Source organism: Myroides sp. C4067 (assembly GCF_038039665.1).
GTDB classification, from domain to species: domain Bacteria; phylum Bacteroidota; class Bacteroidia; order Flavobacteriales; family Flavobacteriaceae; genus Flavobacterium; species Flavobacterium odoratimimum.
The window spans coordinates 1-16,864 of sequence record NZ_JBBPHJ010000041.1; the positions used below are offsets into that span (position 1 = coordinate 1).

Here is a 16,864-nt window from a genome sequence, read left to right on the forward strand (position 1 = left end):
GCAAACTTACTTCCTTACATTATATTATGAAACATGCACTTGCTGGGGTGCATACAAACTTATTAAAATATTTCAAATAAATTAATAGATAATCTATCTAAAAAAAGTTTAGGCAAAGATTCTTTTTCTTATAAAAAAGGAAGACTAGATAAGAATCAAACAATTACAATCATAGTTTAAAACTTTCCGAATAAGATGCTCACTACAATTTAAAAAAGTGAGTATCCATATTTATAAACATACAGAATAAAAACCCGATAACGAGTGTTATCGGGCTTTTTTATACACTTGTAGGTTTTCCTTATTAAAAAACCTACACTATTTTTTAAAAAAAATCATCTTCTCCTACCTAAATTACCCCTATTTTACTATTTAGTTCTACTATTTTTAGAAAAAGACTCCATATCTAGTCTATTTAGGTACTTAAAACTAAAAAACACTTGTACTTTTTTTAATAACCAAAAAACACAACTTGCTGATTTATAAAATATTATCGTTTTAAACTCATTTTAATCAGTTTTCTATAGTCTTTACAACCTCAGTAATAGCGCGCGTTTATCTTAAATTGCTCGACAATTGGTGGAGAATACCCCGTAAATGGTGGAGCTGAAGATACGTTAGTCGATGAATGCTTCTTCTATTGATCAGGGACTGTCCTCCTATTTAAAGTTTAGATTAACTGAGGCTGTCTATCCCCTATCTAGTGCTATAATTATGCTAATAATAAAAGAGAATCTAAGATGAGAAACTAGTAATTATAAACAGTAGAAAATCTATACATTCTACTATTTACATTGCTATCATTCACAATAATTTCTGACTACCTGTTCTATCCAGTCTTCAGTAGATGATAAATAGAAATCAGGTGTCACTCCTTTTCCCTCATAGCGTAAATACTCGCGCCAATGCGTATTTAGATCCGTAAAATGTATTCTAAAAAGAGCAGAAGGACTTACCTTATCTACAGCATGATTTCTACCATAAGTAATCATCCATCTGGTATTATCACCTAATACCATCATATTATTTAATTTCTTCAATTTTAGTGTGAATTGCTCTGCATTACTAATTGTATTAAAATTTACAAGTACATATATTTCCTTTAAACTTCTTAAACAGGTTATAAAACTGTGCAGAGCTCTTGTCTCCCTCCTCCACTATTATTTCTTAAACCAAGAATAAGGTTCTTACTCAGAAAGTTGTCTCTAATGGGATAATAAAAAAGAAAAACCATACTTCATAAACAGTTAATTCACTAGGTTATACATTATAATAAAACACCACAGTTATCCTTTCTTATTCCCTTCTTTCTCCATCAGCTCTATACGCTGTTCTAGCGTATTTTCTGTTTGAATAATATCTAATACGACCATCTTAAAAGTCTGTTTGATACTCTTATCCGTCTTATCCATATTAGAATACAAAAGATTCATTAGAAAAGCACTTTTATTGCTTAACATTTGCTTTAAGTCTTCAATATTAGTCATAGCAGCTACCTTATCATAATCGATTAGATCAATCTTAGTCGCAGCAATAGAGCGCCAGGCAGTTGTTTTAATCTGAGGAATAAAGATTCCCTTAGACTCCATGACTATCTGTTGTAGGCTTTTCTCTTCGTTATCAGCGTGCTTTTCTAAGGCTTTGACCAAATCTTTCTGTATAGGGAGAATAAACTCTATTTCTTCTCTAGACTCTTTTAACTCACTGTGAACAGTCGAAAACACTTGATTGATATAGGCTTGGTCTTTTCTATTAGCGTTCCAATTATCAATAAAAAGAGCAATAAGAATACCCGCCACGATAGGAATAATCTCTTTAATAAAGTGAATACTATAATTTTTAATCTTTTGTTTCATCTAATGATTATTTGTTAAAGTTAGAGATGATTTATTCCTAAAAAGTCAAAGCTAATTTAAATAAATAATTGAAAGATGGAAATAGTACTACAAAAAATGTATTGTATAAATGATAATATATCTTAATCCACTGATGAGATAGCCGCCCCTCTTTTATCCAAGATCTAAAAGCAACAACTCTACATCACTTTCATAATCACTCATGTCCTTTGATTGTAAAATTAGATTCGTATTATTCTCTAATACTATGGTCAGACGACAACTACTTTGGATAGGCTGGCAATAAATACCTTTTATCCTCACTCCGATGGCCTCTAATTCTTGGGATTTATCTAGGTATATATAACTATCATCCTCTTCTATTTCTTTTATCTTTTCCATCACTGCAATACCTGCGTCAATAAAAAAGTCAAACCAACCTAAAGCTTCTACTTTTAAGTAAAGTACAATCACATTATCACGTTCATCACTCATACATGTTATTACGCGCTCTATTCTCAAGCCATTTAACTCTACACAAACAAATTCATCATCCTGATACATTCTCTCCATCGTTTCTACCTATTAAACTCAAAAAAGCTAGTATCTCTACTAGCTCTCTTGTCTTATTCTACTGTGATATCAATCTTATTAATCCAAATCGTCTTTCTATCTCTAGTCTTGTCAAAATTATCTAATATAAATACAGTATCGTAATCTACTTTCTCATCATAGTACAACTTACCATTGACATATACTTTAACCTTGTTCTTCAGGTTTACCATTTCAGGAGAAATAGCAATAGATAAGGATTTAACACGAGAGGTTTCTATTCTAAATTCATTGTCTTTATAACGGGCTACAGCCTTACCTGATAAACGTGGCATATCGAAAGCATTCTTATCTACATCTATCGTTTGCAGGTTTTCAGCTTTATCATACTCTAGCCATTTGGTAATTTTAAAGTTTCGTTCTTTATGCCAATCTGCTTTTTGGGCTAGTGTATCTAATTTGATATTAGTCAACCAATCCACACCTCCATAAGCATTGTCATCAAACTCCCATGTCAGCTCTTTATTAAAGCTCTTGCGTTGTCTCTCCTTAAGGTCTTTAAACAATATCTCATAAGCTGGTTCTGACTCGTCAAACTCTGGGAACCAATGTGGAAACCCATTATAACGATACTCTTTATAGTCTGCCTTTAACTCATTCATCATCGCTGTAAAAGAATCATTTGCGTTAGGCGGATAATAATAGTCCTCATCTGTAGAGAAGTTGATAAAAGAACGATTCTTTATATTCTCTATAAAAGTTCCTCCTGTGAATACCTTAGGCTGAGTATTAAACCCATAGAACCCTGCAAAGGGAGAAGAGTCTTTCATCAGATAAGAGAATGAACCCGTCGCTCCATTAGAATGCCCTGCGATAAATACTTTATTATCATCTACATTAATAGCCTTCTTAACTTCTCTCAGCATAGCAGGTATCATAAAGAAACCATCATTAGATGTCATCCAATTATACTTCTTACCTCCACTTGGGAATATTAATATTACCTCATCTAGATCTCCATATTTCGTATAGTATCTATTCCATCCTCCTAAACTAAGTTCTTTGGTCTGAAACTCTTGAAGATTATTGTATCTAACTGCTCCATGCAAAAAGAATAATACAGGGTATTCCTTCTCTGGAGAATAGTTCTTAGGCAAATGAATAAAGAAAGAAGTCTTCACTGTATCATTTATAGCAAAGCTGATAGAATAATCTTGTTTTGCCTTAGGTAGATAAGGATTGTACACTTTGATTTCTTCATATAATTTCTTTCCATTAGTAGAGGTTAACTCTTTAGTAGATTTCACCTTATAGAATTCTTCCTCTGCCTCTTTTAGATTTACATCAAACTTAGCTTTTAACGCATGCGCTTCACTCATCATAGAAGCCCATCTAGGATCATCTAATAAGTTCTTGTATTCCTCTAAAGCACTTTTGTTTGTTACATTTTGCCAACCAGAGAAGCCGTATTGTGCACGTTCTATCTTTATCAACCGATCTAGATAAGCAAAGGCTTTATCTGCTTCTTTTAACTCCGAGGCAATGATTGATATTTCTGATAAATCAGCTGCTGTTATACTGTCTGGAAATGACTTAAACGCCTTTTCATAAAGAGAAAAAGCTTGTCTTTTACTTTGCTCATCCTCGTGCTCTTCTAACAAATCATCTGCTTGATTGATCAACTTAGAGTAAGTACTCTGTCCAAAAGACACTATACTAAACATAAATGCTAGTAATACATGATATCCCTTCATAATTCTAATTATTAATAAAGCGAAAGTAAACAACACTACAATACTAAAATTGTACAAATGGAACATCTATTTCTCTAGATGCCAAAAAGTATCTTTACTTCCTAGTTTAGTTCCTTTCTCAAAGAAGTTTTTAGGAGAATTATTAGTCATTGCCTTATAAGTCTTTATTAGATGTGACTGATCATTAAAGTTAAAGCGATAAGCAATATCAGTCAACTTCTCTTCAGGAGAGGTATAGAGTTTCTGGTTCACTGTTCTTCTAAATAAATAGATATCATAAAATCTCTTTAGAGATACTCCCATATTGGCCTTAAAAACTCTATTTAGATGTTGTCTGCTCACTCCTAGTCTATCTGCTAACTCTTGTACAGAGAAGTTATCCTCTTCACTGAAGATATACTCTATTGTTTGTTCTAAAAGGCTATTTGAGAATAGCTTATATCTCTTCTCTAATGCTGTATCTAACAATGTAGTAATAACATCTACATCAGTAGTAGCGAAGACTTTTGCTAATTCGCCTACTTCCATAAACTTATAATCAGTAATCAGATTGACAAAACTTAAATGGCGATAAAACTGCTGTATCCCCAATGGATGAAAGACAATAACCACTCTGTGTACTCTCCCCACCTGCTTCACATGAAGTATATCTTCTCTAATAGGAGTGAATATCTGATAATCATCTGCTCCTTCATTAAACGCCATCGAACCATCACTAGCTAGTTGATGAGAAGCATAGATAGAAATCGTATTGTTATAATGAGGAAAGCACTGGTACTCTCTCACCTCATTATTGGGCTTTATATCTAAGTAATAATAGTCCACATACTTCTTTACTAAAGCATTCTTAGGACTAAAGGTATCAAAAATCTCTTTCATTACCGCTTAATTTATTTAGTTATACATTACTTACCTCTACTCTATCCCTATTATTAAGTCCACTCGTTTAATAGTATCCCACATCTGTTCTATATCACTATCTGGCAAATTCTTATTTTAATAAATAGCCCATTCTTTTGGGTATTTACAGCGTTGCCTATAGAACTCTGATAGTCGCTTTTAGCATAATTAAACGGTACTAATTCTATTGCGTTTATAAATCTCATCTCTATAAGTTTAACTCCTTTATACGAAGGTATTATAAAACCTCTTTAGTAAACTTGATAAATCGCAATCTTTTTAAAATATTTTTAATAAGATTTGTATAGCTAAACACAATAATCGTTTTAAAGAATAAGTCCTTTTATACTACATCGTACACGCCTTATAACTAGATAAATATATCAAAAAAAAAGCTGCTACATTACAGGTAAAAACCAATATTGTCAGTAAATTGCATAAAAACAATTCATTGACAATGGAAAAGAAATTAGTAGTAATCACAGGCGCTAGCTCAGGATTTGGTATGGAACTAGCAAAAGAATTTGCTCAAAGTGGACATCCTCTATTGCTGTTAGCAAGAAGATTGGAAAAGATGGAGGCTCTAAATCTACCAAATACACTATGTAGAAGTGTAGATGTATCTGATAAAGATGCTTTCGAAAAGGCAATCCGTGAAGCTGAGGCAATATATGGCAAGACTGACTTATTAATTAATAATGCAGGTGTAATGCTATTAGGCGATTTAGCTACTCAGGATCCTCAAGAATGGAAACAAATGCTTGATATCAATGTATTAGGTGTCATGAACGGTATGCAAGCTGTAATGGGAGATATGAAGGATAGACAGGCAGGGACTATTATCAATGTATCCTCAATAGCTGGTGTATTACCCTTTCATAATCACGCTGCCTACTGTGCTAGTAAATATGCTGTAAGAGGAGTAACACAAACTGCTCGTTTAGAACTCAGTCCTTATAATGTGCGTATTATTTCTGTTGAACCTGGAGCAGTAGCAACAGAGCTCTTAAGCCATACAACCAGTGAAGATATTAAAGAGGGCTATAAAGAGTGGATGAAATCATCTGGAGCAAACCGTATTCAAGCTATTGATATAGCACGTACTATCAAATTTGCTTACGACTTACCTCAGAGTGTATTATTACGAGAACTGATCATCTCAGATACAAAACAAAATGCTTAAAATAACAGAACGCTTATAGTTTATAGCTATAAGCGTTTATTTTTACTTTATATTGTGCATTGAAATCTGGAAATCACTTGGTCTGACATTAAACAATTGCTGAAAAGTATTGCTAAAAGCAGCAATACTAGAATACCCAACATCGAAGGCAACTTCACTCACATTCTTATCTGTACTCATCAGAAGCTCCATAGCCTTAATCATTCTTACCATCTTTAAATATTGCAAAAACGAAATATCTAAATGAGATTTAAATAATCTTGTCAATGTCCTCACACTATAGCCAAATACCTCAGCCATTACATTTAGTGTTAATGCTTCACCTAAATTCTTCTGCATATACTCTGTGATCAACAACATTTTAGGTTCTTCTGTTGTAGGCAATTGAATAGAAAATGACTTACCTGGATGCTGCATAATGTAGTGCTTCATCGTAGATAGAAACTCATAAGCCCAAGTATCAGGTAGGATAATTCCCTTCCACTGCCTAGCATAAATCAACATCTCATACATCAAATTACTCACTGGATAAATACCTAAACGCTCCATAAAGCGATGCTCCACATCAGTATCTTCTTCATAGAAATAGATATTTAGAATCACGACATCCGTAGTATTAGACTTGACATTGTGTATCATCCCTTTAGGTATCCATACATAATGCTGAGCTGGTATATAATACTCTCTTTCTTTTGTCTTTAGATAAGCGATCCCTCCAGATACTAGAAGTATCTGACTCTTATTGTGCTTATGAGGAGGAAACCTGTGTTCTAATTGCTCTCGCATAATATAGATACTGTCCTTGTATTGATCTATTTCCTTTTCTGTTTGTAATAACATTTCCATAATGGCTAAAATAAGTAAAATATTGGCTAGTTATATAAAACTCTTAGAATCATTCTAATCTAGTTTTGCAGTAAATAAATAGAATACATGAAACAGAACAACTTTTTATACCTAATAATCTTTTTGCTCATAATAGGTCAAAAAGCACTACCCCAATCTATTACGGATGATAAAAACACTTTTGATTTAGACAGAATATGGGAACTTACGCAAGAGAATCATAAAAAAATAAAAGCAATACAACTAAATGAGAAAGCGCAACAAGAAAATATTAAAAACACAAAAGCAAGCCAACTTCCTACTATAAACTTACAAGGTAGCTATAGTAGACTATCAGATATGCCCCTATATGAAGATGGTTTTCTAAACAAGCCTACAACAGTTAGGATCAATTCAACCAACTATAGTTCGATGTTAGCGACAGATGTAATACTGTACAATGGACTGAGCAAAAACAGGGAGATTAAAATACAAGAAGTAGCTCTAGCCTCTATTCATTCACTACTCCAACTCTCGTTAGCTGAAGTCAAACTAGAAAGTACAAAACTCTTTTATACGCTAATACGCCATACACATTATAAAGATCTTGTCGAAAAAGAGATAATACAAGACAACAAACAACTTGCTGAGATTAACAGTCTATACAAGAATGGTACTATTCTGAAAAGTGATGTGTTGCGTTCTGAGGTGACCTTGTCTAATCATCAAATGCTATTGACAGAAATTGAAAACAACATTCTGATTATCCAACAGCAACTTAATTTGCTAATGGGGCGTGATGAACTAGCTCCTCTAACACCATTATACAAGGATTTAAAGGAAGAAATAAACTTAGAATCCTCTTATGAATCTTATTTAGAAAAAGCATTACATAACGCTTATGAACTGCAAATAGCAGATAATGACATTCAACGAAGTGAATTGGATTTAAAACAGCTCCAAGCGAAACTACTTCCTAAAGTAAGTTTATTTGCTGATTACAGTTTTAACTATCCACAGAGTAAAGCATATCATTATGCTGATGCCTTATACGGTATGGGACAGGTAGGTCTTAAACTCAATATTCCTATCTCTAACTTATATCACACCAAGCATCAGAAAATAAGCCAGCAGTCCTTTATCTCAAAACAAAAAGTAGAAAGAGAACAAAAAGTAGATCAGTTAAAAAATGAGCTTAGAGCATCTTATGTAAAATATACAGAAACGTTACAAAGAATCTCTGTTGCTGAAAAGAACATCAAGCAAACTACAGAAACATTGCGCATTATCAGAAATAGTTACTTTAATCAACAGTCTTTATTGACAGACTTATTAGATGCAGAAACACAACTGTTACAAGCTCAATTCGATCTCACTACAGCAGAGATAAATGCTAAAATAGAATATTATCAAATACAAAAGGTAATCGGTAATTTATAAGTAAAAACAACTATGAGTACAAATAATAAAATAACAAAAGCAGACCGTATCATTCTTAAAATAACTCAAATAATAGCGCTAGTGGCTATCGCAGGGTTAGCAGTCTATGGGATGATTTTGGGAATAGAATTTTTAAGATATGAATCAACTAATGATGCTCAAGTAGAACAATATGTAAACCCTATAAATAGCAAAGTAGGTGGCTATATCAAGACAATACACTTTGAAGAAAATCAATTGGTAAAAGCTGGAGATACACTAATCACAATTGACAACAGAGATTATAAAGCTATTCAACAAGAAGCTAAAGCCTCTCTACAAAGTGCCCAATCTCAAATCGACATACTGGATGCAAACATCAATACACTACATACTAATGCACAAGTAACAAAAGTTCAGATAGAAGTAGCTAAAGCAAAGCTCACTAGACAACAACAAGAGTTTAAACGATTTAAAAATCTACTTGAAGAAGAATCAACTACTCAACAGCAATTTGACAATATCAAAACAGCTCTAGATATAGCAGTATCAGAATACCAAGCTGCTCAACAAGCTTATCAAGCTGCATTGTCTAAAATAGAAGATGTAAAAGCTCAGAAACTTGCAGCTATATCTAATATAAAGTTGAGTGAAGCTACTTTAGATAAAAGCAACCTCAACTTAGGGTATACTATTATCACAGCACCTTATACTGGTCGAATAGGTAAGAAGATTATACAAGAAGGACAATTAATACAATCTGGTCAAACGATCTCTTATATCGTCAATGAAGAAAGAGGTAAATGGATCATAGCAAACTTTAAAGAAACACAAATTGGCAAGTTTAAAATAGGGCAATCTGCTAAAATAACAATAGATGCTTTTCCCGATATGGAATTTATAGGAGAGATAGAATCTATCTCACCAGCTACTGGATCTAGATATTCTTTACTACCTCCTGATAACGCTACGGGGAACTTTGTCAAAATAATTCAACGTATCCCTGTAAGAATCAAACTAAAAGATAATGTAGCTAAGATTAGCAACTTATCAGCTGGGATGAATGCCAATGTATATATAGATAAACCATGAGAAACATAAAACTACCAACTTTTAAAGAGTGGGTACCAGATTACCTTATTCGTATCACTATTTTCTTAATACTCTTTCCTGCTTTAGCAGTATTTGCTTTTTATTATAGCAATACGCTAGAGACGATGAGTTATTATGGTATCGAAGCTTCTGATGTCCAGTATTCAGTAATACTAATGTATGGTGCTTTAGTTTGTTTCTTACCACTAGATGATCGATTAGTCAAGTACTTTTCCTTAAGACAATACCTCTTACTAGGTATTGTCTTTAATACGATTACTTATATCATCTGTGCGATGACTAGAGACTTGACTATCTTCTTTATTTGTCGTTTTATACAAGGAGCTGTATGTGCTTTATTCTGTAGTATCTGTCTTAATCTTATCTTTCCAAGACTTAATTCTGCTAGAGCCCGAGTGATAGGATATACTATATTCTATGGTACTTTATTAGTTTCTGTTCCGATATGTGGAATACTATGTAGCTACATACTTCAGTACTATTCATTTAATATTATGTTTTACTTACTGATTATCTTGCAGGTACCAGGAGCTGTTCTATTACTCACTATTACTAATAATGTACACATTAGAGAAAAACTCCCTCTATATCAAGTAGATTGGATTAGTTATATTTACTTTACGATTATTATCTGTTCTATCGGCTATATATTCGTGTATGGACAACAATTAAATTATTTAGAACACAGTAGAATCAGACTGTTAACTAGTACAACAGTTGTAGGGTTAATCTTATTCATCTTGAGACAACTCAGTCTTAAAAGACCTTTTATTAATCTAGCTGTTTTTAGATATAAAGATTTCTGTTTAGGGATTCTCTTGATTATGATCTATTACTTTTTTAAAGGAACGACAGGTTTTGCTTACTCCTATTTACAGACATTAGGCGTATCTTCTATTCATCTGACTAGTATTTATATCAGTAATACCTTAGGGACAATAGCGGGGTTACTAATTGTGTCCAGATTATTATTAAATGATGTTGCGATTAAATACATTGTACTACTTGGTTTTGGAACTTTATTAATCTATCATATCCAAGTCTATTTCTTATTCTCTAACACAGGTACAAGAGAAAGCTTTATACTTCCTTTTTTTATTCAAGGATTTGCTATTGCAGCTTTACACATTCCCTTAATAATATACGCAGCTGCCTCTATACCACCAGCTATATCTAATGCTGTTTCATTTTTAGGAATTAGCTTTAGGTTCTTAAGCTTTTCTGTTACGATAGGAATTACCAATTACTTCCAACTGTTTAATAAAAGTATACACTACAATAGAGCTTCTGAATATATAGCCTCTACTAATCCATTAAACAATGAAACACTTAAAAATATACAACACCATGTCACACTAGATGGAAAAGATTACACCACAGGAGCTCAGCTAGCCACTAAAATTTACAATAATCATATCAATACACAGATTATAACTAGAGCCTCTCAAGACTACTATACTTGGGTTATTTGGGGGTTAATATTTATTATTCTCATGGTCATGTTATCTTCTCCTACCAAGAAGATTCTTAGTAAGTTAAGTAAGGGCTTTATACCTTATTAATACTTTTCCTTTTTCTAAGCTTTTTATACTGCGAGCCAAGTTCTCTCTAGAAAGAACTTGGCTCTTTTTCAACTAAAAGTGTAGATATACCATATACACAGTAATAACAAATTACAGAATAAGATTGAAAAACATTATCTTTATAAAAACGAAATACAATGTTCCGATATATAAGTTACTTTTTATTCTTCTCTTTAATCTTTACTAGTTGTACCTCAAATAGAAGGTATCAAAAAATGAGTAATAAACAAATACTAGAATTAATAAAAATTGACGCTCTTAATGATAAAGTTTATAAAATATTATCTCCAAATAATGATCTTATAAATTATGAACAAGCGTCTATATACTCTCCAAAAAAATATACTGTAGATAGATACGTAGACCAACAAAACGATTCTACAATTTTAAAATTTAGAAAAATCACTAAAAAAGATATAGCATTTAAAAAGACTATGCTGTTGTATCAAACTTATGGAACATATTCTGACACTATCAATACTAAATTAGACATCGACTGTACCCAAATAGATAATCTACTAAAAGATGCTTACCTAAAAGATAAAGAAAATAGATTAGGTGGTACAATCGACCTGAAAGTTGATGCACTGAATCAAAGATTATTATTTAACATCTTTGATCATTGTGATTTTCATACAGCAATAGCAAACAAAAAAGAAAGTAGTTACCATGCTCTTGTCATATTATTACATGCTAATACTAAATATCAAAAGAAATATTTCAAACAAATAAAAAAGGCTATAAAACTAGGTTATTTAGAACCCAAACACTTGGCTTACTTACAAGATAAAATAGCGACAGGGGAAGAAATCCCTCAAAAATATGGAACGCAATCGACTTATGATGATAATGGAAATCTAATATTATATCCTTATGATAATCTCAAAAAAGTAAATCAGAGAAGAAAAGCTCTAGGGCTTGAGCCTCTCAACATACAATAATAAAAATGGCCATAAACAAATTGTTCACAGCCATAATCAAAATTAACTTATAAAATATACTCTTTATCAAAAGAACTTATTCACTAGGTTTCCATCTTATCATGATATAAGAAGGCTTATTAAAAGGTTCCATAACAGACTCTTGATTAATCTCAAAGCCCCACTCTTTTAAGAAGAGAACTAAAGGGTTATTCTGTAAAACCTCTATCCATATAGCGTCATAATTACGAGTTAAGGATAAACTCTTTTGCCATAAAGACTCTCTTATTTCTTCTTCATTATACTCAGAATTGATATAAAAAGGTTCAAGATTAATAACTTTTTTATCCTTTAATACTTCTGGTTGCATTACTTGTTTAATCATTACAAAACCTGCAGGTACTTCTTTCTTAAACACTGTTAGCATTTGTGTACTTAGATTATTCAATTCTAATACAGCTTCTTTATGATTTAATTGTTGAGTTATATATTGATTTAATTGCTCTATTTCCACTGTATCCGCATACATTTCTCTTATTTGAGCTTCTCTTAATTGAAAAAGAATACCAAGTCCCTCTTCAGTTCCTATTGTGAATTTTGATATTACATCCATATTATTTCATGTTTATCTACAAACATATCCTTTTCTATCCCATTTGTTTCGATACAGTATTCTAAAAAAGCATCGGTACATCGCTTATAATATAGACTCTCCTACTCTTCTTATGGCTTCTAGATTGTGTAAAGTAAGTTGTTTAGAGAATACTGCTCTAAAACAATTATCATATACATCTGTAAAGGAGAAAGTCTCTCCAGGTGTAAACTGTACTCCTTCTTCTGTACATCGCTTATAGAAAAAGTTCATATCTATATGTGCAGATAATTGAACCCATGTACAATACCCTCCTTGTGGAAGTTGAACATGAATAGAATCAGGAAAACTATGAATTAATTGCTTCACCAACTGTAATGCTTGACGTTCTAATTGCTGACGAAAAACTCTAAGATGCTTATCGTAAGCCGAAGATTGAAGAAGCTTTATCATTACCTCTTGATTTATAGGAGATACCGAACGCCCTAGAGCAAACTTCAAGCGCTCTGCTTCAGAAAAAAACTGTCCAGCTGCTAACCATCCTAACCTAATACCTGGTGCTAACGATTTAGAAAAAGACGAATATGTCATTACCAATCCTGCTTCATCATAGTTACGAATATTACTTGGTCTACTTCCCTTAAAATAAAGACAGCCAAAAACATCATTTTCTATAATGGGTACATTGTGATATAGAGCAGTTTCGTAAACCGCTTTTTTGCTCTCCTCCGTCATTAATATTCCTGTAGGATTATGAAAATTAGGAGTTAGTACAATCGCTTTTATATTATTAGTTGCACAGACCTTTTTTAAATAATCTGTATCAAAACCATCATATGCACGAACAGGTATTTCTATTGTCTTTAGCTTCAGACTAGCAATAACTTCTAAAATAGAGAAGATACATGGGCTCTCCACCGCTATAATATCATTAGGTGAAGTAATAGAGCTTAAAGCAATATATAGTGCTTGTAATGCTCCATCAGTCACCAAAAGTTCATCTGAAGATATAGAAGCTCCATGAAGTCCAGCTCTCTTCACTAACAAGGCTCTTAGCTCTTCTGCCCCATTATTAGGATAGTAACGAAGTAAAGAAGCTCCTTTTTCTCTTATTACCTCTTGCATTGTTTTGAGAACTAATTTTTGAGGAATAAAGAGGTCAGATGGACTCGCTTCATTCAGTATTGTCTGACTAGTATCACTTATTGGATTCGTTATAAGATGTATTTTCTTTCTAAAAACTGCATCGCGAGGGATAATAGGTAATTCTACTTCTAAATTTTGTTCCGCAAGACGATCAGATACAATATACCCAGAGCGAGGCACACTAGTGACCAACCCCTTAAATACAAGGTAATCATAACCACTCTGAACAGAACTTATACTTAAGTTGTATTCTTTTTTTATAGCACGAACAGAAGGTAATTTATCTCCAGGCTTTAATAATCCTTTATTTATTCCCTCTTCTATTTTATCCGTAAAAATACTATACTTATATTCCTTCATTCTCATATAATCAGTACGTAGAGATTCTTCATGACTTCACGCAATATTGTAAGTAGAATTAAAACTACTCTCTATCAAAGATACAATTATTCATTATTCTCTGATGCTATATCACGCCTATCTGTAGGTATATTTATAATCTCAATAACAGTAGCTACTTGATCTAACTTAATACCAGTTAACCCATAACCATAATAAGCTCCTGTATCTATATTATATGAGTGGCTATCTAAAGTATACTGAGGATGGTTTTGTTTTAAAGGAGTATGTCCGTGAACCTGTAGTTTATGAAGATTGACAAGTGGCTTACGAGTCCATAACACCCCATCCCAATTAGACTCATCATAAGGATTAATCGTCTCACATACTCCTGCATGTGTGACAATAAACGAAGAAGTCTCAAACTTAAGTGGTAATTTTTCTAAGTGTGGTAAAAGGTTTTGCAAATCTACATGATGCCTTTGAAAGTCTTCTAAAGTGGCTAAACCACACTGAGATGTCCATATTTCATGACGTCCATCCTTGATATACTGAATAAGTTCAGCTTCATGGTTTCCCTTAAGAACAGTTACTGATAATGTTGTATCACTTAATAAGGCTAAACACTTCTCTACGACTAACCAACTATAATTGCCCCTATCTATTAAATCTCCTACTAATATTAAATGCTCATTAGAAGAATCCCACTGCTCTAGAAGAGAACAAAACGTGTGATAACAACCGTGTATATCACCAATGATAAAATAGTTCATGCTCTTTTTATAAAACACAAACTTAAAGAATAAAAAAACTCCTACTTAGTAAAGTAGGAGTTTTTATTATTATTGTTTTGAAGCATCTAGAGAAGCTTTTCTAAACTCTTTTAAAAGTTTTTCAATAGATAAAGAAGCTTTACGTGCTCTTGTACCTGCAGCTTTATTTCCGTTTTCTAATTGTAAAGCTGAATCTTGTTGGAACGCTTCAAACTCAGCGTTGATTTTTTCGATTAATTCTTTCATGGTAATTTTTACATTTTAAATATGTATTACAAAAATAGAATATAATCTCACATATACACAGTATTTACTGACTTTTTTACCACTTTACCTCTCTCTTTTAGCACTTGATATTATTACATTATTGTATTTCAAACGGTAAATATTACCTAATCCACTCACTTTCAACACACCAAAGCTAAACGCATCGAATGTACCGTCATTACTACATTTCGCTAAAAAAGTGAACAGATATTACTCAAAACAGATCAGTTCCTATAGATTTAGTCCTTAAAACATCCTGTTTCTATACAAAAAACCGTCATTTTCCATTACTCGTAGGAATAATTACAAGCTTAAATGTAAGATAGGATAAGGCTTTCCTTGTCCGTCTGTCTCAGACCTGTTTACTGATTTGAACCCCATGTGTAAATAAAATCCAACTGCTTGTTGATTTTGTTCATTTACATCTACTTTAGTAATATGAAGTCTATCTTTAGCATAATTTAATAACAATTTACCTATTCCTTGTCCACGAAAATCATTGTGTATGAACAACATTTCTAAGTTTCCATCAGCAACACCGATAAAGCCAGTCATTCTTCCCTCTTGGTTAAGATGAACATACAACTCTACAAATTCAAAATAACTAGGTATGGTCTTTTTAAAATACTCGAAGTCTTCTCTTGCTAAAAAATCATGAGTATGTATTACTGCACTTTCCCATATCTCTACTAACACTGGATATTCTTGACTCTTTACTTTTCTAATCATAATTTTAAATTTAATAGGGCAAATTTCTAAGCTTTGAGAGACAATCTACTGAACCTGGGTTAAAAAATTCGCTTGCGAATTCTACTCAGCCCTTGTGGAGTAATTCCCAAATAAGAAGCTATATCTTTTAGGGGGATATAATTAAATGTCAATCCATATTCTTCTTGCATTCTTAAATAATATTCTTCTGAAGAATACTTGATTAGATCTATATTACGCTGTAGGAGACGATTTAAAAGCCTTGCTGTTAATTTTCCGAACATTATCTCTAATCCACAAATAGAAGCGTATAAATCGCTTATTTGCTCTTTATTAATTCGATATACTACTGCATCCATAACAGCTTGTACAGAAAAGTCCGCTCGCTCTTGAAGAGAAAAAGAAATATTCGACATGGAAAAAGTTCCTTCTTTACAAAACCAAAATGTTTGTTCAGTTCCTTTAGGATCTAAAGTCCAACATCTAAATATTCCTTCATAAATAAAATAACTGTACTGTTCTACCTCTCCTTCTTTTATTAGGTATTCATTTTTAGAAATGGTAATTCGTTCGAAGTATTCATCAAACAAAGCATATTGTGAAGAAGTAAATACAGATAATTCGACTTCAAACTCTTTTAATAACTTTTCTAAAAGCATATTTTACTTATTAACTTGATAAATATATAAAAACACTTAGAAAAGTCAAGTAAGTAGAAATAAAAAAGCCTATTCATACAGGTTTGTACAAAAAAATAATTTTTTAAACAATTATTACCAACTCATTTTAAACAAGTTATAAAAACAATATAAAAAAGAACATCTTTTTTATTCAAAATCTCTTGCAAAGCCCAGTATTTGCAGTATATTTGCACTCGCAATACGGAAGTAATGCAGACCTCTGGAGAAATGGCAGAGTGGTCGAATGCGGCGGTCTTGAAAACCGTTGACTGTAA

At 32.4% G+C, this 16,864-nt stretch carries 18 protein-coding genes; 5 read left to right on the forward strand and 13 right to left on the reverse strand.

Annotated features, from left to right (window positions below; genetic code table 11):
• Positions 1 to 800: 800 nt before the first annotated feature.
• The 6 genes from AABL87_RS16925 to AABL87_RS16950 form a co-directional block, all read right to left on the reverse strand.
• Complete coding sequence (locus AABL87_RS16925) at positions 801 to 1,136, reverse strand: S41 family peptidase (RefSeq protein ID WP_262903911.1); 336 nt, start codon at positions 1,134 to 1,136, stop codon at positions 801 to 803.
• 150 nt (positions 1,137 to 1,286) lie between these two features.
• A complete protein-coding gene (locus AABL87_RS16930) occupies positions 1,287 to 1,856 on the reverse strand; it encodes a hypothetical protein (RefSeq protein WP_006259320.1) in 570 nt (189 codons plus the stop codon).
• Positions 1,857 to 2,009: 153 nt separating this feature from the next.
• Positions 2,010 to 2,408, reverse strand: a complete 399-nt coding sequence (locus tag AABL87_RS16935) for a hypothetical protein (protein WP_341277647.1) — start codon at positions 2,406 to 2,408, stop codon at positions 2,010 to 2,012.
• 53 nt (positions 2,409 to 2,461) lie between these two features.
• Complete coding sequence (locus tag AABL87_RS16940) at positions 2,462 to 4,141, reverse strand: alpha/beta hydrolase-fold protein (RefSeq protein ID WP_341277648.1); 1,680 nt, start codon at positions 4,139 to 4,141, stop codon at positions 2,462 to 2,464.
• Positions 4,142 to 4,207: 66 nt separating this feature from the next.
• On the reverse strand, positions 4,208 to 5,020 hold the full coding sequence (locus tag AABL87_RS16945) for a helix-turn-helix domain-containing protein (RefSeq protein WP_286464307.1): 813 nt from the start codon (positions 5,018 to 5,020) through the stop codon (positions 4,208 to 4,210).
• An 89-nt stretch (positions 5,021 to 5,109) separates the two neighbouring features.
• On the reverse strand, positions 5,110 to 5,247 hold the full coding sequence (locus AABL87_RS16950) for a hypothetical protein (RefSeq protein ID WP_155116045.1): 138 nt from the start codon (positions 5,245 to 5,247) through the stop codon (positions 5,110 to 5,112).
• Between the two features lie 251 nt (positions 5,248 to 5,498).
• Here AABL87_RS16950 and AABL87_RS16955 point away from each other — a divergent pair, with 251 nt between their 5' ends.
• The gene (locus AABL87_RS16955) at positions 5,499 to 6,224 is read left to right on the forward strand and encodes an SDR family oxidoreductase (RefSeq protein WP_341277649.1); all 726 of its coding nucleotides are present in this window, start codon (positions 5,499 to 5,501) and stop codon (positions 6,222 to 6,224) included.
• Between the two features lie 42 nt (positions 6,225 to 6,266).
• Here AABL87_RS16955 and AABL87_RS16960 read toward each other — a convergent pair whose 3' ends face one another.
• Positions 6,267 to 7,070 (reverse strand): helix-turn-helix transcriptional regulator, encoded by an 804-nt coding sequence (locus AABL87_RS16960; protein ID WP_006263247.1) that lies wholly within the window; start codon positions 7,068 to 7,070, stop codon positions 6,267 to 6,269.
• Between the two features lie 87 nt (positions 7,071 to 7,157).
• On the opposite strand from AABL87_RS16960, the gene AABL87_RS16965 reads away from it, so the two are divergent.
• From AABL87_RS16965 to AABL87_RS16980, 4 genes are all read left to right on the forward strand, one after another.
• Entirely contained in the window at positions 7,158 to 8,489 is a 1,332-nt protein-coding gene (locus AABL87_RS16965) for a TolC family protein (RefSeq protein ID WP_341277650.1), read from the forward strand.
• Between the two features lie 12 nt (positions 8,490 to 8,501).
• On the forward strand, positions 8,502 to 9,560 hold the full coding sequence (locus AABL87_RS16970) for an HlyD family secretion protein (RefSeq protein ID WP_006259327.1): 1,059 nt from the start codon (positions 8,502 to 8,504) through the stop codon (positions 9,558 to 9,560).
• Positions 9,557 to 11,143: an MFS transporter gene (locus AABL87_RS16975; RefSeq protein WP_006263243.1), complete on the forward strand. Its 1,587-nt coding sequence runs from the start codon at positions 9,557 to 9,559 to the stop codon at positions 11,141 to 11,143. The genes AABL87_RS16970 and AABL87_RS16975 overlap by 4 nt, the downstream gene beginning before the upstream one ends.
• 236 nt (positions 11,144 to 11,379) lie before the next feature.
• Positions 11,380 to 12,105, forward strand: a complete 726-nt coding sequence (locus tag AABL87_RS16980; protein WP_225600914.1) for a hypothetical protein — start codon at positions 11,380 to 11,382, stop codon at positions 12,103 to 12,105.
• Between the two features lie 76 nt (positions 12,106 to 12,181).
• Here the strand turns inward: AABL87_RS16980 and AABL87_RS16985 are convergent, their stop codons facing one another.
• The 6 genes from AABL87_RS16985 to AABL87_RS17010 all read right to left on the reverse strand — a co-directional run bounded on the left by AABL87_RS16985 (position 12,182) and on the right by AABL87_RS17010 (position 16,568).
• The gene (locus AABL87_RS16985) at positions 12,182 to 12,697 is read right to left on the reverse strand and encodes a hypothetical protein (RefSeq protein WP_006263241.1); all 516 of its coding nucleotides are present in this window, start codon (positions 12,695 to 12,697) and stop codon (positions 12,182 to 12,184) included.
• Between the two features lie 84 nt (positions 12,698 to 12,781).
• Complete coding sequence (locus AABL87_RS16990) at positions 12,782 to 14,188, reverse strand: aminotransferase-like domain-containing protein (protein ID WP_225600913.1); 1,407 nt, start codon at positions 14,186 to 14,188, stop codon at positions 12,782 to 12,784.
• Between the two features lie 80 nt (positions 14,189 to 14,268).
• The gene (locus AABL87_RS16995; protein WP_071307285.1) at positions 14,269 to 14,934 is read right to left on the reverse strand and encodes a metallophosphoesterase family protein; all 666 of its coding nucleotides are present in this window, start codon (positions 14,932 to 14,934) and stop codon (positions 14,269 to 14,271) included.
• 69 nt (positions 14,935 to 15,003) lie between these two features.
• A complete protein-coding gene (locus AABL87_RS17000; protein ID WP_006259332.1) occupies positions 15,004 to 15,180 on the reverse strand; it encodes a histone H1 in 177 nt (58 codons plus the stop codon).
• Positions 15,181 to 15,504: 324 nt separating this feature from the next.
• Positions 15,505 to 15,930: an acetyltransferase gene (locus AABL87_RS17005; protein WP_006259333.1), complete on the reverse strand. Its 426-nt coding sequence runs from the start codon at positions 15,928 to 15,930 to the stop codon at positions 15,505 to 15,507.
• 59 nt (positions 15,931 to 15,989) lie between these two features.
• Entirely contained in the window at positions 15,990 to 16,568 is a 579-nt protein-coding gene (locus tag AABL87_RS17010) for a Crp/Fnr family transcriptional regulator (protein ID WP_341277651.1), read from the reverse strand.
• Positions 16,569 to 16,864: the final 296 nt, after the last annotated feature.

What these genes read in the sequence shown, in the direction of transcription:
- AABL87_RS16970 (WP_006259327.1), top strand. Translation starts at nt 8,502, where the DNA reads ATGAGTACAAATAATAAAATAACAAAAGCAGACCGTATCATTCTTAAA.
- AABL87_RS16935 (WP_341277647.1), bottom strand. Translation starts at nt 2,408, where the DNA reads ATGGAGAGAATGTATCAGGATGATGAATTTGTTTGTGTAGAGTTAAAT.
- AABL87_RS16940 (WP_341277648.1), bottom strand. Translation starts at nt 4,141, where the DNA reads ATGAAGGGATATCATGTATTACTAGCATTTATGTTTAGTATAGTGTCT.
- AABL87_RS16990 (WP_225600913.1), bottom strand. Translation starts at nt 14,188, where the DNA reads ATGAGAATGAAGGAATATAAGTATAGTATTTTTACGGATAAAATAGAA.
- AABL87_RS17000 (WP_006259332.1), bottom strand. Translation starts at nt 15,180, where the DNA reads ATGAAAGAATTAATCGAAAAAATCAACGCTGAGTTTGAAGCGTTCCAA.
- AABL87_RS16960 (WP_006263247.1), bottom strand. Translation starts at nt 7,070, where the DNA reads ATGGAAATGTTATTACAAACAGAAAAGGAAATAGATCAATACAAGGAC.
- AABL87_RS16945 (WP_286464307.1), bottom strand. Translation starts at nt 5,020, where the DNA reads ATGAAAGAGATTTTTGATACCTTTAGTCCTAAGAATGCTTTAGTAAAG.
- AABL87_RS16985 (WP_006263241.1), bottom strand. Translation starts at nt 12,697, where the DNA reads ATGGATGTAATATCAAAATTCACAATAGGAACTGAAGAGGGACTTGGT.
- AABL87_RS16930 (WP_006259320.1), bottom strand. Translation starts at nt 1,856, where the DNA reads ATGAAACAAAAGATTAAAAATTATAGTATTCACTTTATTAAAGAGATT.
- AABL87_RS16955 (WP_341277649.1), top strand. Translation starts at nt 5,499, where the DNA reads ATGGAAAAGAAATTAGTAGTAATCACAGGCGCTAGCTCAGGATTTGGT.
- AABL87_RS17010 (WP_341277651.1), bottom strand. Translation starts at nt 16,568, where the DNA reads ATGCTTTTAGAAAAGTTATTAAAAGAGTTTGAAGTCGAATTATCTGTA.
- AABL87_RS16975 (WP_006263243.1), top strand. Translation starts at nt 9,557, where the DNA reads ATGAGAAACATAAAACTACCAACTTTTAAAGAGTGGGTACCAGATTAC.
- AABL87_RS17005 (WP_006259333.1), bottom strand. Translation starts at nt 15,930, where the DNA reads ATGATTAGAAAAGTAAAGAGTCAAGAATATCCAGTGTTAGTAGAGATA.
- AABL87_RS16995 (WP_071307285.1), bottom strand. Translation starts at nt 14,934, where the DNA reads ATGAACTATTTTATCATTGGTGATATACACGGTTGTTATCACACGTTT.
- AABL87_RS16950 (WP_155116045.1), bottom strand. Translation starts at nt 5,247, where the DNA reads ATGAGATTTATAAACGCAATAGAATTAGTACCGTTTAATTATGCTAAA.
- AABL87_RS16980 (WP_225600914.1), top strand. Translation starts at nt 11,380, where the DNA reads ATGAGTAATAAACAAATACTAGAATTAATAAAAATTGACGCTCTTAAT.
- AABL87_RS16965 (WP_341277650.1), top strand. Translation starts at nt 7,158, where the DNA reads ATGAAACAGAACAACTTTTTATACCTAATAATCTTTTTGCTCATAATA.